This window comes from Streptomyces sp. NPDC087422, from assembly GCF_044744145.1.
In the GTDB taxonomy this organism is placed as follows: Bacteria; Actinomycetota; Actinomycetes; order Streptomycetales; family Streptomycetaceae; genus Actinacidiphila.
Genome location: NZ_JBIUXT010000006.1, coordinates 194,589 through 219,772 on the forward strand (window position 1 = coordinate 194,589; position 25,184 = coordinate 219,772).

A 25,184-nucleotide genomic window follows, 5' to 3' on the forward strand; every position below is an offset into this window, starting at 1 on the left:
GGCGGTGGCTTCACGGCGATTGCCCGGTTGTTGCCGCCCGGTTACCGGCCCCTCACCGGACTGCCCGCCGTCGTCGTCGTGTCGCCGCGTGCGACGATCGGCGGGTGAGCACGAGCGGAAAACGGGTCGGCAGGCCGCGCGCCCAGCAGCGGCCGGACAGCGGCATGAGCGTGCGCGAGGAACTGCTCGCGGCGGCGGCCGAACTCTTCACCACGCGCGGCTACACCGCCACCACCACGCGGGCGGTCGCCGAGCGGGCCGGGATGCGGCAGGCGTCGATCTACCACTACGTCGGCGGCAAGGAGGATCTGCTCGCCGAACTCCTCGAAGGCACGGTCACCCCGTCCCTCGACCTGGCCCGCGCGCTGCTCGCCGACGACACCCGCCCCGCCGAGGCCCGGCTCTGGGACCTGTGCCGCTACGACGCCGAACTCCTCTGCGCGGGGCCGTACAATCTCGGCGCCCTGTACCTCCTGCCCGAGGTCGCCGCCGAGCGCTTCACCGCCTTCCGCCGCGCCCGCGCCGACCTCAAGGCCGCCTACGCCCGCCTGCTGGCCGCCACCGCCCCGGGGCGCGCGCTGCCCGCCCCCGAACTGGCCCTCCGCACCGACCTGATCTTCGCCCTCATCGAGGGCGTCATCCTCGTGCACCGCTCCACCCCGGCCCGCCCCGTCCCCGCCTTCGCCCGCGCCGCCGCCGACGCGGCCCTGCGCATCGCGGACATCCCCGCTCCCTGAGCCGGGGGACCGCCGAGGAGGTGGCCGAACTGGGCTGTCCGCTCAGCTCAGTTGCTCGGCCAGCCCGACGATGATGCCCTCCGGGCCCCGGACGTAGCAGAGCAGGAAGCTGTCCTCGAACCGGGCGATCTCGCCGAGGACTTCGGCGCCGTGCGGGCGCAGGCGGGCCACGGTGTCCTCGATGTCGTCGACGGCGAACATGACGCGGTGGGTGCCCAGGATGTTGTGGGGCCGGTCGCGCGGTCCGCCGCTGATCGCCTCGGGGCTGCGGTACTTGGCCAGTTCGAGCCGGCTGTGACCGTCCGGGGTCCTGACCATCGCGATGTCGCAGTGGACGCCGTCGAGTCCGGTGCACTGGTCGGCGAAGCGGCCCTTGACCTCGGCCCTGCCCTCCAGTTCCATACCGAGGTCCACGAAGAACGCGATGGCGGCGTCCATGTCCTCGACGACGATGCCGACGTTGTCCATCCGCTGAATGGCCATGCTGGTCTCTCCTTCGTCCTCGCGCGGCCGGTGGCGGCTGCCGCTGCCCCTGGGACGGAGCCGGTGGCTCGTTCTCGACATCTCTCGTGCCCGACATCGCTCGCCCTCGGCATCGCTCGTTCTCGACATCTTCGGGCAGGGGCCGCGCCGCCGCGCGCCCTGAGCGCACCGGCGTCTCGTGCCGGTACACCGCCGAGAACCGGCAGGCCATGATGGACTCCCGGGTGGATTCGGCGCGGGCGGTCGGAAAGGCGATCGCCGCCGCCGCGCGGCCACCGCGCCTCTGGCTCCAGATGAGTACGGCGACGGTCTACGCCCACCGCTTCGACGCGGCGCACGACGAGGCGACCGGAGTGATCGGCGGCTCGGAGGACGGAGTGCCGGACTACTGGGCGTACAGCGTCGCGATCGCCGAGAACTGGGAGCGCGCGCAGACCGAGGCGCCGACCCCCGTGACCCGTAAGGTGGCGCTGCGCTCCGCGATGGTCATGAGCCCGGACCGGGGCGGTGTGTTCGACGTGCTGTCACGACTGGCGCGCCTCGGGCTCGGCGGTCCGGTCGCCGGTGGCGCGCAGTACGTCTCCTGGATCCAGGACGAGGACTTCGTGCGGGCGGTGGAGTTCCTGATCGCGCGCGACGACATCGAGGGGCCGGTGAACCTCGCCTCGCCCGGCCCCCTTCCCCAGCGCGCCTTCATGCGGGCGCTGCGCGCGGCCTGGGGCGTCCCGCTGGGGCTGCCCGCGACGCGCTGGATGGCCGAGCTGGGGGCGTTCGCGCTGCGCTCGGACACGGAGCTGCTGCTCAAGAGCCGTCGGGTGGTGCCGTGGCGGCTGCTCGCGGCCGGGTTCACTTTCGCCTGTCCCGAGTGGGGGAGCGCCGCCACGTCCCTCGTGGAGCGGGCCAGGCCGCGGCGCGTTGCCACGAAGCGGGTCCGTGAATCGGGCGATGCCGCGTAACCGGCCACGGGCCTGCGGCTGACCTGGTCGTTGTCGCCGCGGGCCCGCCGTTTAGGATCCGGGCATGACGTCACAGACCTACCTCTCCGAACTGTTCTCGCTGGAGGGACGGGTCGCCGTGGTGACCGGCGGCAGTTCCGGCATCGGCCGCGCTGTCGCCGGGGCCCTCGCGCACGCGGGGGCGAGCGTCGTGGTCGTGGCGCGCCGGGAGGCGGAGCTGGCCGCGACGGTCGGCGAGCTGGCGGCCGACGGCTGCCGGGCGGCCTGGGTGAGCGCCGACCTGAGTACGCGCGACGGCATGCGCGTGGCCGCCGAGGAGGCGGTCGAGGCGTTCGGCGAACCCGACATCCTCGTCAACTCCGCCGGGATCAACCTGCGGCCCCCGATGGGCGAGTTGGGCGAGGACGTGTGGGACACCACGATGGCGGTCAACCTGGAGGCGCCCTACCTGCTGGGGCAGCGCTTCGGGCCCGGCATGGCGGAGCGCGGCTTCGGGCGGATCATCCACATCACCTCCCAGCAGGCGCACCGGGCCTTCGTCCAGAGCGGCGCCTACGGCGTCTCCAAGGGGGCGCTGGAGTCACTGGCCCGCTCGCAGGCCGAGGCGTGGTCGCCGTACGGCGTCACGTGCAACACCCTGGTGCCCGGATTCGTCATGACCCCCCTCAATACGCGCCTGTCGTCCGACCCCGAGAAGGTGGCGGCCCTGGCCGCCCGCACGATGGTCGGGCGCAACGGCCTGCCCGAGGACTTCGCGGGCGCGGCGGTCTTCCTCGCGAGCCGCGCCTCCGGCTACGTCACCGGCCAGGCGGTCTTCGTCGACGGCGGATTCTCCGTTCACTGACGGGGCGGGACGGGGTGGGCCCCGGCAGGACGCGGTAGGCCCCGGTGCGAGCGGGTGCGGTCGCTCAATCGCCGGGAGGCCGCACGGGCGGCCACTCTTCGCTGCTCTCCTGCCGGAACAGCCTCCCGGACACATGAAGGGCCTGTTCCGGCAGCCACCCCTCGCAATAGTCCGGGTCGCCACGGAACGCCAGCGCCAGGCGCCGGACATGCAGGCAGGGCCACTGCTCCCCGTCGATGCGGAAGAAGCTTGTGAACAGCGAGCCCGGCTCGATGCGCGAGCACGTGACGCAGCCCGTGAACATCACCATCCTCGACGCGAAAGCCGCGTCAAGGCGTCGGCGGAGTTGCGGAGTTGAGCCATTGGCCGCCCAGGGTATCCGGGACGTTCGCGGGAAGAGTCCGGTAACCGTCCCCCTGTCGGCGCCGCCCCATAGGCTTTCGCCATGAGCGACGACACGCGTGTGATAAGGATCAGGCCGGGCAGCCCGGCCGACGCACCAGCCGTGTTGGACATGCTCGACTCCGCCGTGGTCTGGATGAACGATCGCGGCAATACCGAGCAGTGGGGCACGACACCGTATTCGAAGAAGCCCGGTGGTGCGGAGCGGGTCGAGCGGTACATGACCGAAGGTGCCCCACACATAGCGGAGTTGGGCGGAGCACCGGTCGGGGCCATGGTGCTGGACTCCGGGCCCAGTCCCCAGATGCCGATCGCCCCGGCCGAAGAACCCGAGCGGTATGTACGGCTGTTGGTCTCCGACCGACGGCACGCCGGTCTCGGCATCGGGGCGACGCTGTTGGCCCATGCCGTGCGGGAGACCCGGCGGGCAGGCGTCGACCTGCTGCGGGTCGACTGCTGGGCGGGCGGCGGCGGCGAACTCGTCGCGTTCTACGAGCGCAACGGCTTCGTTCCCACCGATCCTTTCCTGTTCGGGACGTGGCCGGGACAAGTGCTGGCCCGACGGGTCGGCGCGCATCGCTGACCGGGAGAGACACCGGAATCCACGTCAAAGGCCGGCCCCGCCCGGCGTTGACGGGCGCTCACGTCCGTGCGCATCGGCGCCCACCAGCAGCATGACCCCTGCGGGAAACGCACCACGTCACCCATCGGACGCGACCGATCCAGTTCGCTCCCGATCCCGTCCCGCAGTACGTCATGCTGCGGCCCCAGCCTGAAGCCCTCGTCGGTCCACCGGTCGCCCGGATACAGCCACACAGGCTTGCCCACCAGATCGGCCGGCTCCCACCCGAACGCGGCCAGACGTGGGCATGCAAGTGAGCTCACGCCCGCGCGGGACCGCGGCTGCTTCTCAGGTGGCGCTGAGGGCCTGAGTCGGCGTCAGCCGGGAGGCCCGTACCGACGGGTAGGCGCCGGCGATCATGCCGATCAGGACCGCGCCCAGCAGGCCCGCGGCGAGGGCCGCAGGCGGGATGACCGTCGGCCAGCCCTGGTAAGCGCAGTAGGCGAAGCTCGCCGCGACCCCGATCAGCGTGCCCGCCGCGCCACCGATGCCGGACAGCACGGCCGACTCGGTGAGGAACTGGGCGCGGATCTGGCCGCGGTTGGCGCCGAGGGCCCGGCGCAGGCCGATCTCGCGGCGGCGCTCCAGGATGGAGATGTACATGGTGTTGGCCACGCCTATACCGCCGACCAGCAGGGCGACGGCCGCGAGGCCGAGGAAGAGCGCGGAGAAGGTGGTCCGGGTCGCCTGCTTGGCGGCGAGCACCGACGAGGGGTTGCTGACCCGGACGACGCCCGGCAGCCGCGGGTTGACGGTGGCGGGCAGGACGGCGTGCACCGCGTCGATCTCGTCGTCCGGGGCCTTGACGTAGATCACGGTGGGGCTGCGGTGGAAACCGAGCTCGGTCGCCGCGATGTCCCAGCCGACCAGCACCGACGTGTCGAGGTCCGGATGCAGCGGCACCGGCTTGAGGATGCCCGCCACGCTGAACCACGTCTTCCCGACGAAGATCAGCGGCGGTGTCCGGCCGGTCAGGACCTCGGGGAAGCCGAGCCGATTGGCTGCCGTCGCACCGAGGACGGCCACCGGGAACCGCTCCGTCGCCGCGGTGAGGAACGTGCCGGACGCCATGCTGCCGTTGACGGCGGGCAGCAGGTTGAGCTGGGTGGCGAGTGTGGTCAGCCCGGTGGCGTAGGTGGCCGGGATCTTGTCGGAGCGTTCGACGGGCAGATTGAGGTTGGCCACCGCGCTGGCGATGGTGACCGGGCCGATCCGGGAGACCATCGCCACCGACTCCGGCGGCAGGACCACGGCGGGTTTCGCGTTCGGGTCGTAGCTGACCTGGAGCATGTTGGTCCCCAGCGCGGTGAGCTGGTTGAAGAGGGATCGCTGGCTGGACGCCGGGATGCTGGTCACGACGATGAGCGTGGCGATGCCGATGGATATACCCAGCGCGGACAGCGCGGCGCGCAGCTTGCGGGTGCGGATGCCGAGAAGGCCGAGCCCGAGCAGGTCGAAGGGCGCCAATCGGACCGGCGCCGTGCGCAGGGGCGGTCGTGCGGCCCGCCGGGGAGCGGGCCCGGCCCCCGTACGAGCGGGTGGACCCGCGGCTGAATCCGAGTCAGAACCGAGGCCGGGACCGGAACCATGGCGGGGCGGCTGTCGGCGGGCCGCGTCGGGACCGCTCATACCGGCTCCCCCTGCCGGATGTCGGCGACCAGGCGGCCGTCGAGGATTTGGAGCCGGCGAGGCAGCCGGGCGGCGATGCCCAGGTCGTGTGTGATGACGGCGATGGTCGTGCCTTCCTCGTTGAGCCGGCCCAGCAGGTCCAGGACCGCCGTCCCGTTGGCCGTGTCCAGCGCGCCGGTCGGTTCGTCGGCCAGCACCAGCGCGGGATCGTTGACCAGCGCCCTGGCGATGGCGACGCGCTGCTTCTCGCCGCCCGAGAGCTGGTGCGGTAGATGCGCGGTCCGCCGGGCCAGGCCGACCCGCGCCAGGGCCTCCAGTGCCAGCCGCCGCCGGTTGCGCCGGGGGACCCCCGCGTACAACAGGCCGGTGGCGACGTTCTCGGCGGCGCTGAGCCCCTCGGTGAGGTGGAACTGCTGGAAGACGAAACCGAGCCACCGCCCGCGCAGCGCCGACAGGCGCCGGTCGGAGAGCAGCGCCGCGTCCTGCCCGGCGATCTCCACCACGCCGCTGGTGGGACGGTCCAGGGTGCCCATGATGTTGAGGAGCGTGGACTTGCCGGAGCCGGAGGGACCGACGATGCCCAGCAGTTCGCCTTCCTCGATGGTCAGCGAGACCCGGTCGAGGGCGAGAACGCCGCCGGGGTAGGCCATGCTGGCGCCGCGTACGGCCAGGACCGGGCTCACGCGGCCGTCACCACCCGGGTGCCGGCGGTGATACCCGTCCCGGTGATCTCGACGAGACCCTTGGCGAACATCCCGAGGCGCACCGCGACCAGGGTGCCGCTCCTCAGCTGCACCGCGTAGCCGCCGCCGCTGAGCGCCAGCAGCGCGCCGACCGGCACCGCCAGCACCCCCTTCTCGACCTTGCCGGTGAACTCGACCTGCACGGGGGCGGAGTCCAGGTTCCGTACGTCGGCCGGCCGGTCCAGCGCCACCGAGACGTTCTGCTGGGGCGCGTTGCCGGAGTCGTCACCCGAGCCGCCGCCCGCCGAACCCTGCTCCTGGACGGTGGCGCTCACCGTGGCGACGTGGCCGGGCGTGGTGGAGCTGTCCGGCAGGGTGACGACGACGCGGTCGTTCTCCTTGATGCTGCTCACGGCGTCCGGGTCGGCGGGCACGGTGACGGTCTTGTCGGCCAGGGTGACGGACATCAGCGGCTCGGCGGCGGGGTCCCCGAGGGCCGCCTGCACTCCGCTGACCCGGACCCTGCCGGGCAGCACCACCACGTCACCCGGGCTGAGGGTGCCGGTGGCCGGAAGGCCGAACGTCCGCTGAAAGCGCTTCAGCGCCGCCATGAGGGACGAGGTGAGCACACCGTCCCCGCGCCGCACGACGACCGTCGTCGGCGACGCCGGGGGCGCCGCGGGCGGGCCGTCGCCGGGCGGGGCCGTCGTACCGGCGGTCGCGGATGCCGGCCCGGAGCCCGAGCCGGCGCCGGGAGCCGAGCTCGCACCCGATCCGGAGCCGGAGCCGTGGCCCGGTCCTGAGCCGTCCGTGCCGGAGGTCGCGGACCCGCTGCCCGCCGCGGGCGCGTCGGCCTGCCGGATCGTGCTGCCGACGGACGGCTGCGCGCCGATGTCGTAGCCGAGCGCCTTCAAGTTCGCCGCGACCATCGCCACGTCCCGGCCCACCAGCCCCCGCCGGTCCAGCGGCCGGAACAGCGGAGTGCTGCCGTAGAAGAGCATGACGGGGTGGTCGTCCACCCGCAGCAGCGGACGGCCGCGGGACACGTTCTCCCCCTGCGCGGGGAGCTGGGTCACCGTGCCGGTGCCCGCGCCCTTGACCGTCACCGGTTTTCCGAAGCCCAGCGTCCCGCTGAGGCTCTGCGAGCTGGACAGGTCGGTACGCACCACGGCGACGGTCTGCACCGGCGTCGACGCCGTCCCCCGGCCGGGGGACCTGCTGTCGTGGTGCATGACGACCGCCCCCACGGCCGCCGCCGCGACGGCTGCCGCCACCCCGAGGCTGACGAGCGCCCGCCCGCCCGGCCGCCGGGACGGCGCGGCCGACTCCTCGTCCCCGCGGCCGTCGTCGCCCGGCGGTCCGCCCCCGTCCCCGGCCCCGAGCAGATCACCGCCGGGCGACACACCGCCGCCGCCCGCCCGGTGTCTGGGGCTCTTGCTGTCGGCCATGACCCGGCCCCTCTGTTTCATCATCGGTCGCACACGTACTTTCCGAGCTCCTGTTCACCACGGCCGCTGCCCGGCCCGGTCGGCGGCGGCCGTCACGGCACCGCCCCGCGCACCCGCTCCCGTTTCCCTACGGGTACACGTGCGAGTACACCTGGATGTGGCAGGCCCGCTCCGCCGCCATGGCCTTCTCGCCCTGCTCCTGGGTGCGGGGCGCCCGCACGTAGGTCCAGCTCAAGCCGCCCTCGTAGGCTCTGACCGTCTCGTAGCCCTTGCGGTTGATGCAGTTCACCTCGTCCCGCACGTAGTCCCTGGCGTGCGGGTTGTCCGGGTCCTCGCTGGTCGGCATGAGCGGCTCCTTCGACTCGCAGGCGATGATCGCGGCCCGCGGGGCACCGTCCTTCACGCCGATTGCCTGGATTCCGCCCTGCTCCTTGCCCGCACCCCCGGTCTCGCGGGTGGCACCGTGCTGGATCAGGCAGGACGCGTAGGCGTTGGTGAGGCGCATCTGGGTCGCGGGGGAGTCGTCGAGCCGTATCTGGGGACGACCGGAGGCGGTGTTGGACGGGTCGGGTGCCGGTGCCGCCGGGTTTTCGCCCGCCGCTGACGTCGAGGACCCCGACGACGGCACCGAGCCCGGTGCGGGCGGCGAGGTGGCGGCGAGCGATGCCACACCGCTGCCGCGGGCACCCTCGGAGGAGTGGGAACCGCCGCACGCGGTCAGGGAGGCCAGCGCGGTGACCGCGGCCAGACCGGCGGCGGTCAACGCCGCGTGACGGGACAGGCTGCGGCGGGGGAAGGGCGTGGCTGGGGTCGTGATCGGCATGACCACATCGTGGACAAGAGGTGTGGGCACCTGGTCAGAGACTTGTCAGAATTCTGTTTTTCGTATTTCCGGTCTCTTCGGATCGCACCTGTACGGCTCTACAGTCGTCGCATGAGCGCACGTGTCCTGGTCGCGGAGGACGACGAGACGCACGCCGAACTCCTCCAGCGGTATCTGGAGCATGAGGGCCACGGCGTGGTCGTCGCCCGCGACGGCCGTGAAGCCCTCGACCAGGCCCGCAGATTCCGGCCCGACCTGCTCATCCTCGACGTGATGATGCCCGAGGTGGACGGCATGGACGTGTGCCGGATCCTGCGCCGGGAGTGCGACGTGCCGATGCTGATGCTGACCGCGCGGACGGACGAGGAGGATCTGCTGCTCGGCCTCGGCCTGGGCGCCGACGACTACGTCACCAAGCCGTACAGCCCGCGGGAGTTGATGGCCCGGGTACGCACGCTCCTGCTCCGCTCCCAACGGTCCGGCGGGTGGTCGCGGCTCACCCTGCACGTGGGCGGCCTCACCGTCGATCCGGCCCGGCACCAGGTGTGGATCGACTCCGATGTCGTGGACTGCACACGCGGCGAGTTCGAGATCCTGGCGGCGATGGCCGCGAAGCCCGACCGGGTCTTCACCCGCGCCCAACTGCTGCGGGAGGTCTCCGGCACGGACGCGTACACCTCCGAGCGCACCATCGACATGCACGTCATGAACCTGCGCCGGAAGACCGAGGCCGATCCGCGCCGCCCGGCGCGCCTGGTCACCGTCTTCGGGGTGGGCTACAAGTTGACGGACGGTGCGAACGGCCGGGACCGCACGGATCGCGGCCACCGTGCCCCGTAGCGACCGCCGCACCCGTAGGAGCCGTACCCGTAGCAGACGCGGCGTCCCGTTGCGCAAGAGCCTGATGGTGAGGCTGCTCGCCACCTCCGTGCTGATCGCGGTCTGCTCCATCGCCGCGACCGCCTGGCTGGCCGCGACGACCACGTCCCACGCGCTGCGGCAGGAGCAGGGGCAGGTACTGGCCCGGGACGCCCAGGTCTACGACGCGCTGCTCGGCTACGCGGCCACCCACCGCAGCTGGGACGCGGTGGCCCCCGACGTGGCGTCGCTGGCCAAGCGCACCGGGCGCCGTATCGTCCTGACCACCCCGCAGCGCCGGACGCTGGCCGACTCCGCGGCGGCCGACCACGCCGCACTGCCCGCCGCGGTGTCCGCGGTCGTCAACCCGCTCGCGGTGGACTCCTCACTGACCGGTGGCACCGGCGCCACCCCGATCGACCCGCGGGCTGTCGGCCCCTATCGCCTCACCGCCGCGGAGCGGACGGCACTCGCGGCCTCGGCGCGGAGCATCACCGGGTGCCTGCTCAAGCTGGGCGAGCCGTCGCAGATCAGCTACGCCCCCAGCGGCCGGCCCCGGGTCACCACCGAGTCCCTCACCGCCGCCGCTCCCGTGATCCCCGACGTGTGCGGCGGCCAGAGCAGGATCCTGACCCGCCCCACCCCGACCGAGGCCGCCGCCCTCCACCAACTGGAGGGCCTGGTCAACCCGTGTCTGCGCCGCCAGGGGATGTCGCCCATCCGGATCGGTCTCGACTACATCGGCCCGCAGTCGATCGAGACGCTCTACGCGCCCATGGACGCAGGCCGGATCACCGAGGGCTGTGTCGAGGACGGGCGCCGCGAACAGCTCGCTCCCTACGTGGCGCCCAGTGCCCTGCTCTTCGTCACCGGTGTTCCGGGCGCCGACACCACCGGCTTCGCCCTGACCGGTGCGAACGCCGTCCGCATCGTCGAGGTCGCCGCCCTGGTGCTCACGGTCACCGTCGCCGCCGCTGTGCTGATGTCGACCCGGCTGATCAGGCCGCTGCGCACCCTGACCGAGGCCGCCCAGCGGCCCGACCAGGCGCGCAACCGAGTCCCGGTCTCCACCGACGACGAGATCGGCTCGCTCGCGGTCGCCTTCAACGACCTGTCCGCGCGCCGCGAACGCCTGGAGGACCAGCGCAAGGCGATGGTCCGGGACGTCGCCCATGAGCTGCGCACCCCGCTGAGCAACATCAGGGGCTGGCTGGAGGCGGTCGAGGACGGCGTGGCGGTCGCCGACCGGCCCCTGACCTCGCGGCTGCTGCGTGAGGCGCTGCTGCTCCAGCACATTATTGACGACCTGCGTGACGTGGCCGCCGACGACGCGCACACCTTCCGGCTGCACACCGAGCGGGTCCGGGCCGCGGAGGTCGTGGAGTGGGTCTGCGCCGCCCACCGTGACGCCGCCCGCACCGCGCGGGTCGCGCTGACCTGGTCCGCGGAAGGCGATCCGGAGCTGACTGCCGACGCGCTGCGGCTGCGGCAGGCCGTCGGAAACCTGCTGTCCAACGCGGTCCGGCACACCCCGCCGGGCGGCAGCGTCGAGGTCCGGACGTCCGTCCGGGACCGGTCGGTGCTGATCGAGGTCGCCGACACCGGCAGCGGCATCAGCGATGAGGAGCTGCCGCACGTCTTCGACCTCTTCTGGCGGTCGGAGAAGTCCCGCAGTCGGCTGACGGGCGGCAGCGGCCTCGGCCTTGCGATCGTTCGCCAGTTGACTGAGGCGCACGGCGGCCGGGTCACGGTGTCCAGCACTTTGGGCGCGGGGTCGCTCTTCACCCTCCACCTGCCGTCCGCCGCCGCACCGCCTCTGCGGCGCGACCCCGCCGGGGCGGCGAAGGACCGCCGGGAGCGCTGAGCTCGACACCTCAGGTGAACACGACGGCCTCGCCGCCCAGGATCACGCCGGGCGTCAGCGCCGTCCCGATCGCTTTGAGGTCGGGCCAGGATGTGGTGCTGTCCCGGCCGGGGCAAGAGATGGCTCGCTGCTCCGTCACCCCAGGTATCACCCGTCGGCGCCAAGGGCGGCCACTGCGGCCTCGTAGGCGTGCAGGGCGGTGATGACCGCGGCGCGGTCCGCGGGGTCGAGACCGCGCATGACGCGTTCCCGGGCAGAGGCGCTGCCAGAGAGCCATTCGCCGATCGGTGCGGCGTAGGCGGGGGCGATGGCGACGATGCGGCGGCGGCCGATCCGCCGGTCGGCGTGGGCACGAATTCGGAAGTGGATGCGCGAGGACGCGAACCGCGTCCTGATCGCTGTCGGATCGGTGGCGCGGGTGCCCGAGAAGCTGACGCTCCACGGGCTCCGCGACTGGTACGCCGTCGTGTCCGATCAAGAACAACGAGAACGTGAAGACCGTTCAGGTGCGACTCGGCCACAGCAAGCCGTCGATCACGCTCGACGAGTACACAGGCTTGTGGCCGGTGGGCGACGACACCACGGCGGCTGTCATGGAGTCGGTTCTGGAAACGCTGCCCCTTCGGGGGCGATGCGCCCCCGATGTGCCCTCAGGGTCCGCCAGAGGAAGCCCACCAGCAGCACGGCCAGCAGAAATAGCAGGGTGAACCACTGGAAGTACCAGTGGCCGCCGGAGGGGTCGTAGACGGTGGCGCGGGGCCAGGCGAGGTTGACGGTCATGGCGAGGCCGTAGAGGAGGGCGAGGGCGTTGACGGGGAGGCCCCAACGCCCCAGGGAGAAAAGGGGGTTGCCGGAGGGGTCGGTGGCCGGGGGGAGGGGGGAGCGCAGGCGGCGCAGGAGTTGGGGGCCTGTGACCATCGCGTAGGCGAGGTAGAGCATGACGATGCAGGTGGTGCCGATGGCGAGAAAGGCGTCGGGGGAGCCGAAGTTGAGCAGCAGGAGGGCCGCGGCGAGGACGCCGACGACGAGGGCGGGGGCGGGGGGCTGGCCGGTGCGGGGGGAGACGCGGGCGAGGGGCCCGGAGAAGGGCAGTGCCCGGTCGCGGGCCATCGAGAAGAGCATCCGGGTGGCCGACGTCTGGATGGCGAGGGTCGCCACGGTGACGGCCACCGCGACGTCACAGAGCAGCGCGCGCCCGACACCGTCGCCCAGCCGGCTGGTGAGCACGTAGGACAGGCCCTCGGTGCCGAGCCGCCCGTCGGTGAGGCTGGGCGCGGCCAGCAGGGCGGCGAGGACGAGAAGCGTGGCCAGGGCGCCGGCCGCGGCGAGCGCGGACAGGATCGTACGGGGCGCGACGCGCTGCGGATCGCGGGTCTCCTCGCTCATCTCGCCCGCGCTGTCGAAGCCGATCATCACGTACGCGGCGGCGATCGAGCTGACGAGCAGCGCCGACGAGCCGCCCCCGCCGTGCACGGTCACCGACGGCGTGCGGTCGGCGTGCGTGAAGAGCAGCGTGACGATGAGCACGGCGCCGATGATCTCGGCGGTCACGCCGACCCGGTTGACCAGCGACATCACCGTGTTGTCGAGGAGGTTGACGACGGTGGTCAGGACGAGCAGCGCGATCCCGAGCAGCGCCGCGTTGGCCGCGCCGTCCGACGAGACCGGTGACGTATCGGTCCCGATGAGCTGGAAGCCGGACCAGACGGCGGGCAGGACGACCTGGAGGGCGAGCGCGGCGGCGGCCACCACCACGACCTGGCCGATGACCATGATCCAGCCCGCGTACCAGCCGAAGACGGCGTTGCTCAGCCGGGTCGACCACTGGTAGACGGCGCCGGAGATCGGGTAGCGGGCGGCGAGTTCGGCGAAGCAGGCGGCGACGAGGAGCTGGCCGATCAGGACGGCGGGCCAGGTCCAGAAGAAGCGCGGGCCGCCGAAGGAGTAGCCGAAGGCGAAGAACTGGAAGACGGTGGTCAGCACCGAGATGAAGGAGAAACCGGCGGCGAAGGACGCGTACCGGCCGAGGCTGCGGTGCAGTTCCTGGCGGTAGCCGAAGCCCGCCAGCCCCGCGGTGTCGGTGCCCGCGGTGTCGGTGCCCGGTGCGTCGGTGCCCGCGGCGTCGGCGGCGGTGCCGTGGTCCGGCGGGTCTGAGCGGACCTCGGAAGGTGCGGTGGCGGTCATGGGCCTGGCCCCCTGTCACGAATTCCTGTCGGGCGACAGAAATTAGGGACCCGGTGTTTCGCCGGAATGACACGGCCGTGTCGCGCGCGGGCCGAAGTCCTCACCCCGCCTCGCGCGCGGACGCCTCACGGTGCGGGAGCACCGACGGCCTGCGGAGAAGCACGGCTTCGTGGAGGTCGCGGGGGTCCAGCGGCAGGGCAACCGGCCGGAGCGCACGCTCTACGGGCTCACCGCCGAGGGCCGCACCGAGATGCGCGACTGGCTCGCCGACATGGTGGCCGTGCCCGCCAGGGAGTACCCCGCCTTCGAGTCGGCGCTGTCGCTGATCATGGCGCTGCACCCGGACGAGGTGGCGGAACTGCTCGCCGAGCGGGCCAACACGCTGGAAGCGCACAGCGGCCCTGCGCGGCGTCCTGGACAAGCTGGACGGTGAACTGCCCCGGATCTTCGTGGTGGAGACCGAATTCCAGGCCCACATGGTCGCGAGAGCATCATCGGCATCAACACGTTCCTGCCGCTGCCGCTGACCTTCCTGTCCTCCGCCTTCATGGCGCCCGGCCTGATGCCGTCCTGGATGCGGCACATCGCCGACGTCAACCCGGTCAACTGGGCTCTGGTCGCGGGCCGTTCCGCGATGTCCGCCGACCCCGGCCGGGGCGACGTCCTCAGCCGCGGCGGCGGCCTGCTCGCCCTGGCCCTGGTCGCGGTGTGGCTGTCGACCCGCACCTTCCGCTCGTACCAGAAGTCGGTCCAGCCCTCCGGCCCGAGCGGCATCAACGGTCCGAGCGGCATCAACGGCCCGAGTGGCGAAGGCGGCTCCCGGCGGCAGCGGTTCGCCCCGCGCGGCGGACGGCCCGCCCCCGGTCACCCACTCGGGCCGAACGGGCGGCGGGCCGCCGCCGCGCGTGTCCACGGCCGGGAGACGTTCCATCCGCGGCCGGGGGACGTTCCGTCCGCGGCCGGGCGGGCAACGGGTCGGCCCCGCTCCCCGTCCGTCAGGGACGCCCGCCGCGCGCTCACGCCCGCCGCGCGCTCAGCGCCCGGCGCCGCTTTCCTGCTCGCGCTCCACCTGCTCGTTCCACTCCCGCTTGGACGCCTGCCAGCCGTCCTCGTCGGCGCCGCGGCGCCAGTAGCCGGAGATCGACAGGCGCTCGCGGGGGATCGAGCGGTCGAGGCGGAGGTGGCGGCGGAGGTCCTTAACGAAACCGGCCTCGCCGTGGACGAAGACCTGGACGTCACCCGGCGGGAACTCCAGACCGGTGACGGCCTCGACCAGCGCCTCGCCGACCGGCCGGGCACCGCGGTGCAGCCAGACGATCTCGGCGTCGCCCGAGGTGGCCAGCTTCTGCTCCTCCGCCGGGCCCTCGACCTCCACGAAGACCTTCGCCCGTGCCCCCGGCGGCAGTTGCTCGACCGCCGCGGCGACGGCGGGCAGCGCGCTCTCGTCGCCCGCGAGCAGGTGCCAGTCGGCGGCGGGGTCGGGCGCGTAGGCACCGCCGGGGCCCATGAAGTAGATGCCGTCGCCCGGCCGGACACCGGCCGCCCAGGGGCCGGCCAGCCCTTCGTCGCCGTGGTGGACGAAGTCGATCGTCATCTCGGGCGCGACCGGGTCCCAGGCGCGCACGGTGTACGTACGGGTGGTCGGCCACTGCTCGCGCGGCAGGTCGCGGCGGACGGCCTCCATGTCCAGCGGCTCGGGGTACGTGACCCCGGGAGGCGCGAAGACCAGCTTGACGTAATGGTCGGTGTAGTCGCCCACGGGGAGCCCGGCAAGCCCGTCGCCGCCGAGCACCACCCGGATCATGTGCGGGGTGACGCGCTCGGAACGGATCACGCGGGCGTGGTTCAGCCGCGGGGCCCGGCGTGCGGGGCGCTCGGCGGCGGGCACCGCCCGCTCCTCGGCCCGCGGGTCCTGCGTCGCCGCGCCCGTCTGCTGGTCCGTCGCCCGTCCCACCGGTCGGTCTGCCATGGGCGTGCTCCGCTCTCTCGGTGCTGTGCCGTACTGCGTGGTTCGCGCTGCGCCCGGACTGTTCCCCCAGGCTTAGTTAGGTAAGCCTAACTGATTACGGGCCAGGTGTCGGCGACCCCGCTCGTACGACTCCCTGAGCCCACTCCGACACCTCTTCGGTACTGCCCCCGGCCCCGCCCCCACCCGGCTTCACTACTTGAAGCCTGTGTTTCCTCTTGACGCCACTCGCGTGTCCTCGCTTCCATACGGTTACGAATGGGAGCGCTCCCATCGAGCTTCCGCCGTCCACCCCCACCACGAACTGAAGCGTTCCGTCCCCCCACCGAGAGGAATCGCCACCGTGGTCCCCTTTCCGGGCTCGCTGAGCCCCCTGAGAAAAGCGAACAGGCTGCGGGTCTTTCTGGCCGCCGCCGTCGCGGCGGCGCTGCTCGCGCTGCTCTCCCTCGCCGGACAGACGCACGCCACGGCGGCGGGCGCGCCCGCGGCTCCGGCGGCGGCAGAGGCCGCCACCGGCTACTGGCACACCAGCGGACGCCAGATCCTGGACTCCACGGGCAAGTCGGTCCGCATCGCGGGCGTCAACTGGTTCGGCTTCGAGACCAGCAACTACGTGGCCCACGGCATCTGGTCGCGCGACTACAAGAGCATGATCGACCAGATGAAGCAGCTCGGCTACAACACGATCCGACTGCCGTACAGCGACGACATCTTCAAGGGCACGATGCCCTCCAGCATCAACTACTCCGGCGGCATGAACGCCGATCTCCAGGGCCTCAACTCCCTCGGCGTGATGGACAAGATCGTCAACTACGCCGGTTCCATAGGGCTGCGGGTCATCCTTGACCGGCACCGTCCGGACTCCGGCGGCCAGTCCGCGCTCTGGTACACCGCCGCCGTCCCCGAGTCGACCTGGATCACCAACCTCAAGGCGATGGCGACCCGTTACCTGAACAACCCGGCGGTCGTCGGCATCGACCTGCACAACGAGCCGCACGATCCGGCCTGTTGGGGCTGCGGCGACACCACGATCGACTGGCGTCTGGCGGCCGAGCGCGGCGGCAACGCCGTCCTCGGTGTCAACCCCAATCTGCTGATCTTCGTGGAGGGCGTCCAGACCTTCAACGGGACGTCCGGCTGGTGGGGCGGCAACCTGATGGGCGCGGGGCAGTACCCGGTCGAGCTGAACGTGGCGAACCGGGTGGTCTACTCGGCGCACGACTACGCGACCAGCGTCGCCCAGCAGCCGTGGTTCAGCGACCCGAGCTTCCCGGCGAACATGTCGGCGATCTGGGACAAGTACTGGGGCTATCTGTTCAAGCAGAACATCGCCCCGGTCTGGGTCGGCGAGTTCGGCACCACCCTCCAGTCGACCGTCGACCAGACCTGGCTGCGGACGCTGGTGGACTACCTGCGGCCGACCAGCACCTACGGCGGCGACAGCTTCAGTTGGACCTTCTGGTCGTGGAATCCCAACTCCGGTGACACCGGCGGCATCCTCAACGACGACTGGACGACGGTGAACACCGTCAAGGACGGCTACCTGGCCAGCATCAAGGCGCCCGGCTTCGGCGACTCGGGCGGCACGACCGGTGGCACCACCAACGGCGGTACGTCGACCGGCACGTCGTCGGGCACGTCGAGCGGCACGTCCTCCGGCACGTCCTCCGGCACCTCGTCGGGCACCTCCTCCGGTACGTCGACCGGCACGTCGACCGGTACGACCTCCGGCTCCACCGGCGGTCCGACCGGCGGCAGTTCCGGCTGCACGGCCACCTGGCACACCGACAACCAGTGGAGCGGCGGCTTCACCGCCACCGTGACCGTGGCCAACTCCGGTACTGCCGCGACCAAGAGCTGGAAGGTCACCTGGACGTGGCCGGGCGGGCAGCAGGAGACCAGCGGCTGGAACGCGGACATCCACCAGACCGGAGCGGCGGTGACCGCGGGCAGCCTCGCCTACAACGCCGCGCTCGCCCCGGCCGCCACGACCACCTTCGGCCTCCAGGGCACCTCCAGCGGCACCCTCGGCGCACCCGCGCTGACCTGCACCGCCACCTGACGCACCACTGATGTGCCGGCGCTCCCCGCGGGGCGCCACCGACCGGCGGGTCCCGTTCAGGGGCCCGCCGGTCCCCGTTGTGCGCGGGGCCGGCGCGGCCCGCCCCGGCCTCGATGCGACGCGGAATTGACCCCGTGCAGACCCCTAGGCATACCGACCAGTCGGTACTAGCCTCTGGCCACACCTTCGGGGCCGGCCGCACCGCACCCCCGAGGGGCCGCAGCAGTGCCGTCCCCGTGCCACTCCACCCGGTCTCCAAGCATCTCCAGGAGGAGCCGTATGTCCGCCACCCCGACGCCGCTCGACGCCGACAGACCCGGGCCCGACGCCCGGTCCGCAGGCGCCCGTACCGCGCTCAGTCGGCTCTACCGCCGTGACCTGGCCGAATATCCGGCCACCGGGCGTCGTATGGCGTATCTGGCGATCGTGGTGATCACCACGGTCGTGCTGTACTACATGCTCTACATCCAGTACGCGGTCGCCACGTCGATCATCACGCACTTCGACATGACCTACCGCTACTTCGTGTGGGTCTCGGTGATCGGCAACGCGGTGGGCGCCTTCGCCTCGCTGGTGGCCGGGCTCGCCGACCGCTGGGGGCGGGCGAATCTGGTGGTCTACGGGCTGCTCGTCGCGTCGCTGCTGGTCTTCCTCGGACTGCCGAACGCGGGCGGCAAGACCACGTATCTGGTGCTGTTCGCGCTGGTCAGCTTTATCGAGGGCATCGTGCTCGTGGCCACGCCCGCGCTGATCCGCGACTTCTCGCCGCAGGTCGGGCGGGCCACCGCGATGGGCGCCTGGACGATGGGGCCGGTGATCGGCAGCCTCGTCGTCACCACCGTCACCAGCAACACCCTGGACACGTCGAGCTGGCAGGACGAGCTGCGCTACTCCGGCGTCTCCGGCCTGGTGGTCTTCGTGATCGCGATCTTCGCGCTGCGCGAGCTGTCCCCCGGACTGCGCGACCAGATCATGGTGACGCTGCGGGACCGGGCGCTGGTCGAGGCGCGTGCCAAGGGCATCGACCCGCAGGCCGCGAGGCGCGGCGAGTGGCGGCAGATGCTCCGGCTCGACGTGGCGGGCTCCGCGCTGGCGATCTCGCTCTTCCTGCTGCTGTACTTCGCGGCCGTCGGCAACTTCGTCGTCTACTTCGCGACCACCTACGGCTACACCGAGCAGCGGGCCAACGCGGTCGCGAACTGGTACTGGGCGGCGAACGCCATCGCCCTGGTGGTGATCGGCGTTATCTCCGACCGGCTCAAGGTGCGCAAGCCGTTCATGATCGTGGGCGCGGTCGGTTCCATCGTGGTGACCGCGATCTTCGCCTCCCGCGCCACCCACCCCACCACCGGCTACTACACCTTCGCGTGGCTGTTCATCGGGATCGGCGTCTTCAGCGGCATCGCCTACGGGCCGTGGATGGCGAGCTTCACCGAGACCGTCGAGAAGCACAATCCGGCGGCCACCGCGACGGGCCTGGCGGTGTGGGGCTGGACGATCAGGATCGTGGTGGCGGTCTCGGCCGCCTTCATCCCGGTGCTGGTCACCTCCGTCACCCCGCTGGTCGACCACGGCACCGAGGTCACCGTCGCGCAGCGGCAGGCGGCGCCCGCGCTCGCCGTCGTCAACGCCCATCCCCAACTCTTCGCGGAACTGGGCAAGTACCCGCCGGGCAAGGCGCCCGCGGCCCTCACCCAGCAGGCGGTCCAGGAGGTCGGCCCCGCCGACCTCGCCGTGGTCCAGAAGGCGCAGCCGCAGTTGGCGGTGCTCACCAAGTACGGCGCCAAGGTGCAGAAGGCCGCGCACGACGGCCCCGGCCAGTGGCGTACCTGGTGGTGGATCTGTGTCGGCGGCCAAGTCCTCTTCCTGCCGTTCGTGTTCGTGATGGCCGGTCGCTGGAGTCCCAAGCGGGCCAAGCAGGACGCCGATGAGCACCAGGCGGCGGTGGACCGCGAAATGGCGGCGCTCGCGGCGGAACCCGCCTGAGGCACACGGCACACCCGCGAAATCGCCCGCCGTGCTCAAGAAATGACACAGCGTCAGTCATGCGGGGGTAATGGCCCGGTCATGGGCCCGTCAGGTGCCTCGGCGCCCGGCGGGCCCATGAATGATGTGCGAAGGCCATGGCGCGCCTGTGTGAATCGCCGGTCTCGGCGGCCCGTGAGGGCTACAGTCCCGATCATGAGCGAACGTCCGTTTGAGGCTCTGGGGTTGAGTGCCGACGCGGACCGGGCCTACCCGTTGCTGGTGGCCACGCGGGGAGTGGCCGATGCGGAACTGGCTCGGCAGATGGGGGTGTCGAGGGCGCGGGCGGAGGAAGCCTGCGGGGAGTTGGCCGGGCGCGGCCTGGCGAAGCTCGGGCGCGACGGGCGCTGGTATCCGGTGCCGCCGCAGAGCACGCTGCTGCCGCTGGTGTCCCGCGCCCAGGAGCAGTTGCGGCGCGGCCGGGAACTGCTCGACCGGCTGGGCGTGGAGTACCAGCGGGTGCACGAGGGCCACCGGGCGGAGGAGATCGTCCGGGTGGTCGAGGGCCAGGCCGCCATCGGCCGCTGGGCGGAACAGCTCCACGCCTCGGCCGTCTCGGAGTTGATGGCCTTCGTCCGTACCGACAAGGACACGGCGGACGACACCGTCCCCGACCCGCTGGCCTGCGGCTCGGCCGCCGTGCCGGGGATACGCCGCCGGGTGGTCTTCGAGCGGGCGGGCCTGGAGTCGATGGGCCTGGACCCGCTGGCCGCGCTCGACCCGCCGGGCACCCGGCAGCAGGCGTTCGTCCGGGTCACCGACCGGCTGCCGGTGAGGCTGTGCGTCGCCGACCACTCCCTGGCGCTGCTGCCGCTGCCCGCCGACGCGCGGCCACCGGACCCGGTGATGCTGGTGATCCGGCCGAGCGGACTGCTCGACGCGCTGGTCACGCTCTTCGAGTCGGTGTGGGCGGACGCCGTGCCGCTCGGCCGCCCCGACGCCGGACCCTCGCCGGCCCGCGCCGACGCGGGACCGGCCCGCAGCGCCGTCCAACTGCGCATCCTGGCCATGCTGGTGAGCGGCAGCACGGACGCGGCGATGGCCCGCGCCCTGGGTGTCGCGGTGCGGACCGTGCAGCGGCACATCGCGGCGATGCAGCGGGACGCCGGAGTCGACAACCGTATACGGCTGGTCTGGCACGCGGCCCGGCACGGCTGGCTGGACGACGGATACGGACGCGGTGAGGTTGTGCCGTCTGGTTGACGTGAACGCGACGTGCAGTTCCGGTGTGGGTGATGTCAGGTATCCGACAATCACTTCGGGTTCCAGTGGTGCGTGTGAGGCACAGGTATACGCCAGCGGTTCGATCGGACCGCAACCGGCCACGACCTCGTCATGGCACGGTCCCCTCCGGCATCACGGAGTCCCGCCTTGCGCATATTTCCCAGACGGAGCGGAGGTCGGCGCGCCGCTACCGCGGTAGCCGCCCTCGCGTCGGCCACCATCGCCCTGCTCGGCCTTCAACTGCCCGCCGCGGCAACGGCGTCCGCCGCACCCTCCTCCCGGCCCGACGTCGTACGGCAGTGCGGCGACGCCCAGCCGGGTCAATTCCGCTGCTTCGCGCTGCGCCGCACCGACGTGGCCGCGCACAAGGGCATCCAGCCGCTCGCCGCCACCCCGGCCGGCTTCGGTGCCACTGACCTCCAGGACGCGTACAACCTGCCCGCCGACGGCGGCGCGGGCCAGACCATCGCCATCGTCGACGCCTACGACGACCCCACCGCCGAGGCGGACCTGGCGATCTACCGGGCACAGTACGGCCTGCCCGAGTGCACCACCGCCAACGGCTGCTTCAAGAAGGTCAGCCAGCGCGGCGGCACCGACTACCCGTCACCCGACCCCGACTGGGCGGGCGAGATCTCGCTCGACGTCGACATGGTCTCGGCAGCCGCCCCCAACGCCCACATCCTGCTCGTCGAGGCCGACTCGGCGAACTTCGCGGACCTGGGCGCCGCGGTGGACGAGGCGGTCGCGCTCGGCGCGAAGTACGTCTCCAACTCCTACGGGACCGGCTACAGCAGCACGCCCGGCAGCGGCGAGGACCCGTCCGAGACCACGGACATGGACCCGTACTACAACCACCCGGGTGTCGCGGTGGTCGCCTCCTCCGGCGACGACGGCTTCGGCGTCAGCTACCCGGCGGCCTCGCAGTACGTGACCTCCGTCGGCGGCACCGCGCTCGCCAAGGACACCGGCACCAGCCGCGGTTGGACCGAGTCCGTGTGGAACAACACCTACGGCGGCCCCGGTTCGGGATGCTCGCTCTACGAGCCCAAGCCGGCCTTCCAGACCAACGGTTTCTGTGACAAGCGGTCCGTCGCCGACGTCTCCGCGGTCGCCGACCCGGTCACCGGCGTCTCCGTCTACCAGGGCTACGGCGGCAACGGCTGGGCGGTCTACGGCGGCACCAGCGCCTCCTCCCCGCTGATCGCGGGCGTGTACGCGTCGGCCGGCACCCCGGCCGCGGGCACGTACCCGAACTCCTACCCGTACGCGCAGGCCGGCGCCCTCAACGACGTCACCGCGGGCAACAACGGCACCTGCTCGCCCACCCAGCAGTGCACCGCGGGCCCCGGCTACGACGGCCCGACCGGCCTCGGCACCCCGAACGGCCTGGCGGCCTTCCGCAGCGGCCCGCACGGCGTGCTCACCGGCAAGGTCACCGACCACGCCACCGGGGCGGTCATCGCGGGCGCCAAGGTGACCGCGGGCGACTACAGCGCCACCTCCGACGCGACCGGCGGCTACAAGCTGGATGTCCCGCCGGGCAGTTACGACCTGACCGCCGCCGCCTACGGCTACGCGAGCAAGACCGCGTCCGCCGTCGAACTGGCCGACGGCGCCACCGTCACCACCTCCTTCGCCCTGGACGCGGTGGCCAAGCAGACCGTCGCGGGCAAGGTCACCGACGGCTCGGGCCACGGCTGGCCGCTGTACGCGAAGATCACCGTCGACGGTGTCCCCGGCGCGCCGGTCTACACCGACCCCGTCACCGGTGACTACTCGCTGACGCTCCCTCAGGGCAGCGCGTACACCCTGCACGTCAGCGCCAACTACCCCGGCTACAAGACGGTCGACAAGAGCCTCCAGATCGGCACCGCCGACCAGACGCTCAACGTCCCCGTGCCCGTCGACCCGTCGTCCGACCAGGCGCCCGGCTACGCGGTGCACCTGACCGGCAGCAGCGAGGCGTTCACCTCCACCACCGGACCCCCGGCGGGCTGGTCGGTGACCAACGCGGACAGCACCAACGGCGGTTGGGTCTTCAACGACCCGGGCGCCCGCGGCAACAGGACCGGCGGCAGCGGCGGTTTCGCCAACATCGACAGTGACAACATCGGCCAGGGTCTCAGCCAGGACAGCTCGCTGCTGTCCCCGTCCTACGACCTCACCGACGTCGCCGCCCCGGTGCTCGGCTTCGACACCGACTACAAGGCGTTCAGCAACTCCACCGCCGACGTGGACGTCTCGACCGACGCCGGCGCCACCTGGACCACCGTCTGGCACAAGACGACCACCTCGGTGGCCGGTCCCACGCACGTCGAACTCCCGCTGGCCGACTACGCGGGCAAGAGCGACGTACGGCTGCGCTTCCACTACAAGGGCAACTGGGCCTACTGGTGGCAGCTCGACAACGTTTTCGTCGGCAAGCGGACCTACGACCCAGTCAGCGGCGGCCTGATCGTCGGCAACGTGACCGACAGCAACACCAAGGCGGGCGTCAACGGCGCCACCGTCACCAGCACCGATGCGCCCGACGACCACACCACCACCAACGCCACGCCCGACGACCCGAACCTGGGCGACGGCTTCTTCTGGATGTTCTCGCACCTCACCGGCAAGCACCCGATCACGGCCACCGCGTCGAAGTACACCTCGGCGACCGCGACCGTGAACGTCCCCAGGGACGGCGTCGGTTCGCACAACCTCGCCCTCAAGGCGGGCCAGATCAAGGTCACCCCGGCGAGCATCAGCAAGACCGTCGCCTGGGGCAAGAGCGCGAGCCAGGTCGTGACGGTGAAGAACACCGGTAACGCCCCGGCCACCGTCACCCTCGGCGAGACGCCGGGCGGAGTCGTCCTCCAGAAGGCCGGCGGCGCCCCGCTCAACCTCGTCAAGGGCCACTACTCGCCGCTGTCGCTCACCACGCACGGCGCGAGCGCCAAGAAGGGCGCGCTGTCGCCCGGCGGCAAGGCCACCACCGACGCCGCCGCCAACGCGCAGGGCGCGGCGGGCGACGCCTGGCAGACCATCCCCGACCTGCCCGTACCCACCGGTGACAACGCGGTGGCCGTGCACAACGGGACCGTCTACTCGGCGTTCGGCTTCACCGGCGTGGCCGACACCAGCGACCTGTACGCGTACAGCGCGGACAGCGGCGCCTGGACCAAGCTCGCCTCCGCCGCCGACACCCGTGAGGCCCCGGTCCACGGCGTGATCGGCGACAAGTTCTACGCGGCCGGCGGCTGGGGCGCCAGCGGCAACCCGGACGCCAAGCTGGAAATCTACGACATCGCCTCCAACACCTGGAGCACCGGAGCCAATTCGCCCAAGCCGTACGCGGGCGCGGGCAGCGCGGTGCTCAACGGCAAGCTGTACTCGGTCGGCGGCTGCACCGCCACCGCGTGCGGCACCGCCGACGTCACCTCCTACGACCCGGCCACCAACACGTGGGCCAGCGCCGCCGCCTACCCGGAGCCCATCGCCTGGGAGTCCTGCGGCGCGGTCACCGGCAAGCTCTACTGCTCCGGTGGCACCACGGACGCGGGCAGCACCACTCACGCGTACGTCTACGACCCCGCCGCCGACTCCTGGTCGCCGATCGCGGACCAGCCGACCGACGCGTGGGGCGCCACGTACACCTCGGCCAACGGCGTGCTGCTGGTCAAGGGCGGTGCCATCAACGCGGGCGCCGCGCTGACCAACCAGACGTGGGCCTACCAGCCCACCGACAACACCTGGACGGCGCTGCCCAACGCCAACGCCTCGCTCTACCGCGGCAGCGGCGGCGCCGGCTTCTACTCGGTCGGCGGCCTGGCGGGCCAGACCCCGGCCAAGAACGCGGAAGTGCTCCCCGGCTACGACCAGCCCGACGTCACCGACGTCACCTGGCTGTCGGAGAGCGCCACATCCGTCACCGTCGCACCCGGCGCCAGCACCACGCTGACCGTCACCCTGGACGCCTCCGTCCCCGAGATCACCCAGCCGGGGACGTACTCGGCCTCGATCGGCCTGGCCAGTGACACGCCGTACAGCATCGCCCCGATCCCCGTGTCGCTGACCGTCAAGCCGCCCGCCACCTGGGGCAAGATCACCGGCACCGTCAGCGGCGGCGGATCGCCGCTGGCCGGGGCCACCGTCCAGATCAACACCTGGGCGACGCACTACACGCTGAAGACCGCCCCGGACGGCACGTACGCCCTGTGGCTGGACGTCCGCAACAACCCGCTCCAGCTCATCGTGGCCAAGGACGGCTGGCAGCCGACCGTGGCCACCGTGAAGATCACGAAGGGAGCGACCGTCACCAGCAACTTCACCTTGCTGAAGGACTGATCGGGACTCCTTCGCAGCAGCGCGCCCCTGTCGCCGGTTCCCACC

General features: G+C 72.0%; 19 protein-coding genes and 3 pseudogenes. 12 read left to right on the forward strand and 10 right to left on the reverse strand.

Going from position 1 to position 25,184, the window contains the following annotated elements:
* Positions 1–164 precede the first annotated feature (164 nt).
* Positions 165–737, forward strand: coding sequence for a TetR/AcrR family transcriptional regulator (locus tag ACIO6U_RS21040; protein ID WP_401721603.1), 573 nt, complete (start codon positions 165–167; stop codon positions 735–737).
* Between the two features lie 42 nt (positions 738–779).
* On the opposite strand, the gene ACIO6U_RS21045 is transcribed toward ACIO6U_RS21040, so the two are convergent.
* Positions 780–1,220: a VOC family protein gene (locus tag ACIO6U_RS21045; protein WP_391046260.1), complete on the reverse strand. Its 441-nt coding sequence runs from the start codon at positions 1,218–1,220 to the stop codon at positions 780–782.
* Positions 1,221–1,393: 173 nt separating this feature from the next.
* Between ACIO6U_RS21045 and ACIO6U_RS21050 the strand changes: the two are divergent.
* A pseudogene (locus ACIO6U_RS21050) lies at positions 1,394–2,176 on the forward strand (DUF1731 domain-containing protein); the annotation flags it as partial.
* Positions 2,177–2,240: 64 nt separating this feature from the next.
* Positions 2,241–3,020 (forward strand): SDR family NAD(P)-dependent oxidoreductase, encoded by a 780-nt coding sequence (locus ACIO6U_RS21055; RefSeq protein WP_401721172.1) that lies wholly within the window; start codon positions 2,241–2,243, stop codon positions 3,018–3,020.
* 64 nt (positions 3,021–3,084) lie between these two features.
* Here ACIO6U_RS21055 and ACIO6U_RS21060 read toward each other — a convergent pair whose 3' ends face one another.
* Complete coding sequence (locus ACIO6U_RS21060; RefSeq protein WP_401721175.1) at positions 3,085–3,330, reverse strand: hypothetical protein; 246 nt, start codon at positions 3,328–3,330, stop codon at positions 3,085–3,087.
* 135 nt (positions 3,331–3,465) lie between these two features.
* Here ACIO6U_RS21060 and ACIO6U_RS21065 point away from each other — a divergent pair, with 135 nt between their 5' ends.
* The gene (locus ACIO6U_RS21065; RefSeq protein ID WP_401721178.1) at positions 3,466–4,005 is read left to right on the forward strand and encodes a GNAT family N-acetyltransferase; all 540 of its coding nucleotides are present in this window, start codon (positions 3,466–3,468) and stop codon (positions 4,003–4,005) included.
* Positions 4,006–4,133: 128 nt separating this feature from the next.
* Here the strand turns inward: ACIO6U_RS21065 and ACIO6U_RS21070 are convergent.
* The 5 genes and pseudogenes from ACIO6U_RS21070 to ACIO6U_RS21090 form a co-directional block, all read right to left on the reverse strand.
* A pseudogene (locus ACIO6U_RS21070) lies at positions 4,134–4,297 on the reverse strand (diadenosine tetraphosphate hydrolase); the annotation flags it as partial.
* A 35-nt stretch (positions 4,298–4,332) separates the two neighbouring features.
* The gene (locus ACIO6U_RS21075) at positions 4,333–5,511 is read right to left on the reverse strand and encodes an ABC transporter permease (RefSeq protein ID WP_355332948.1); all 1,179 of its coding nucleotides are present in this window, start codon (positions 5,509–5,511) and stop codon (positions 4,333–4,335) included.
* 158 nt (positions 5,512–5,669) lie between these two features.
* Positions 5,670–6,356, reverse strand: coding sequence for an ABC transporter ATP-binding protein (locus tag ACIO6U_RS21080; RefSeq protein WP_355332945.1), 687 nt, complete (start codon positions 6,354–6,356; stop codon positions 5,670–5,672).
* A complete protein-coding gene (locus ACIO6U_RS21085) occupies positions 6,353–7,804 on the reverse strand; it encodes a peptidoglycan-binding protein (RefSeq protein ID WP_401721183.1) in 1,452 nt (483 codons plus the stop codon). The genes ACIO6U_RS21080 and ACIO6U_RS21085 overlap by 4 nt, the downstream gene beginning before the upstream one ends.
* A 127-nt stretch (positions 7,805–7,931) precedes the next feature.
* Positions 7,932–8,627 carry a hypothetical protein gene (locus ACIO6U_RS21090; protein WP_401721186.1) on the reverse strand — a complete coding sequence of 232 codons (696 nt, stop codon included), beginning with the start codon at positions 8,625–8,627 and terminating at the stop codon, positions 7,932–7,934.
* A gap of 111 nt (positions 8,628–8,738) precedes the next feature.
* Between ACIO6U_RS21090 and ACIO6U_RS21095 the strand changes: the two genes are divergently transcribed.
* Both ACIO6U_RS21095 and ACIO6U_RS21100 read left to right on the forward strand, forming a co-directional pair.
* Complete coding sequence (locus tag ACIO6U_RS21095) at positions 8,739–9,467, forward strand: response regulator transcription factor (protein ID WP_355332939.1); 729 nt, start codon at positions 8,739–8,741, stop codon at positions 9,465–9,467.
* 49 nt (positions 9,468–9,516) lie between these two features.
* Positions 9,517–11,349, forward strand: a complete 1,833-nt coding sequence (locus ACIO6U_RS21100) for a HAMP domain-containing sensor histidine kinase (RefSeq protein WP_355332936.1) — start codon at positions 9,517–9,519, stop codon at positions 11,347–11,349.
* 10 nt (positions 11,350–11,359) lie between these two features.
* Here ACIO6U_RS21100 and ACIO6U_RS21105 read toward each other — a convergent pair whose 3' ends face one another.
* Together ACIO6U_RS21105 and ACIO6U_RS21110 are read right to left on the reverse strand one after the other, a co-directional pair.
* On the reverse strand, positions 11,360–11,488 hold the full coding sequence (locus tag ACIO6U_RS21105) for a hypothetical protein (protein ID WP_401721190.1): 129 nt from the start codon (positions 11,486–11,488) through the stop codon (positions 11,360–11,362).
* A gap of 452 nt (positions 11,489–11,940) precedes the next feature.
* Positions 11,941–13,533 (reverse strand): amino acid permease, encoded by a 1,593-nt coding sequence (locus ACIO6U_RS21110; RefSeq protein WP_401721193.1) that lies wholly within the window; start codon positions 13,531–13,533, stop codon positions 11,941–11,943.
* A 130-nt stretch (positions 13,534–13,663) separates the two neighbouring features.
* Between ACIO6U_RS21110 and ACIO6U_RS21115 the strand changes: the two genes are divergently transcribed.
* Positions 13,664–13,966, forward strand: a complete 303-nt coding sequence (locus ACIO6U_RS21115; RefSeq protein ID WP_401721196.1) for a hypothetical protein — start codon at positions 13,664–13,666, stop codon at positions 13,964–13,966.
* A 48-nt stretch (positions 13,967–14,014) separates the two neighbouring features.
* Positions 14,015–14,284 (forward strand): annotated as a pseudogene (locus tag ACIO6U_RS21120) (ABC transporter permease); the annotation flags it as partial.
* Between the two features lie 282 nt (positions 14,285–14,566).
* Here the strand turns inward: ACIO6U_RS21120 and ACIO6U_RS21125 are convergent.
* Positions 14,567–15,502, reverse strand: coding sequence for a siderophore-interacting protein (locus tag ACIO6U_RS21125; protein ID WP_401721198.1), 936 nt, complete (start codon positions 15,500–15,502; stop codon positions 14,567–14,569).
* A 370-nt stretch (positions 15,503–15,872) separates the two neighbouring features.
* On the opposite strand from ACIO6U_RS21125, the gene ACIO6U_RS21130 reads away from it, so the two are divergent.
* From ACIO6U_RS21130 to ACIO6U_RS21145, 4 genes are all read left to right on the forward strand, one after another.
* Positions 15,873–17,561, forward strand: a complete 1,689-nt coding sequence (locus ACIO6U_RS21130; protein WP_401721606.1) for a cellulase family glycosylhydrolase — start codon at positions 15,873–15,875, stop codon at positions 17,559–17,561.
* A gap of 279 nt (positions 17,562–17,840) precedes the next feature.
* Complete coding sequence (locus ACIO6U_RS21135) at positions 17,841–19,547, forward strand: nitrate/nitrite transporter (protein ID WP_401721201.1); 1,707 nt, start codon at positions 17,841–17,843, stop codon at positions 19,545–19,547.
* 195 nt (positions 19,548–19,742) lie between these two features.
* A complete protein-coding gene (locus ACIO6U_RS21140) occupies positions 19,743–20,789 on the forward strand; it encodes a LuxR C-terminal-related transcriptional regulator (RefSeq protein ID WP_391161009.1) in 1,047 nt (348 codons plus the stop codon).
* 168 nt (positions 20,790–20,957) lie between these two features.
* The gene (locus tag ACIO6U_RS21145) at positions 20,958–25,139 is read left to right on the forward strand and encodes a carboxypeptidase regulatory-like domain-containing protein (RefSeq protein ID WP_401721204.1); all 4,182 of its coding nucleotides are present in this window, start codon (positions 20,958–20,960) and stop codon (positions 25,137–25,139) included.
* The last annotated feature ends 45 nt before the right edge of the window (positions 25,140–25,184 follow it).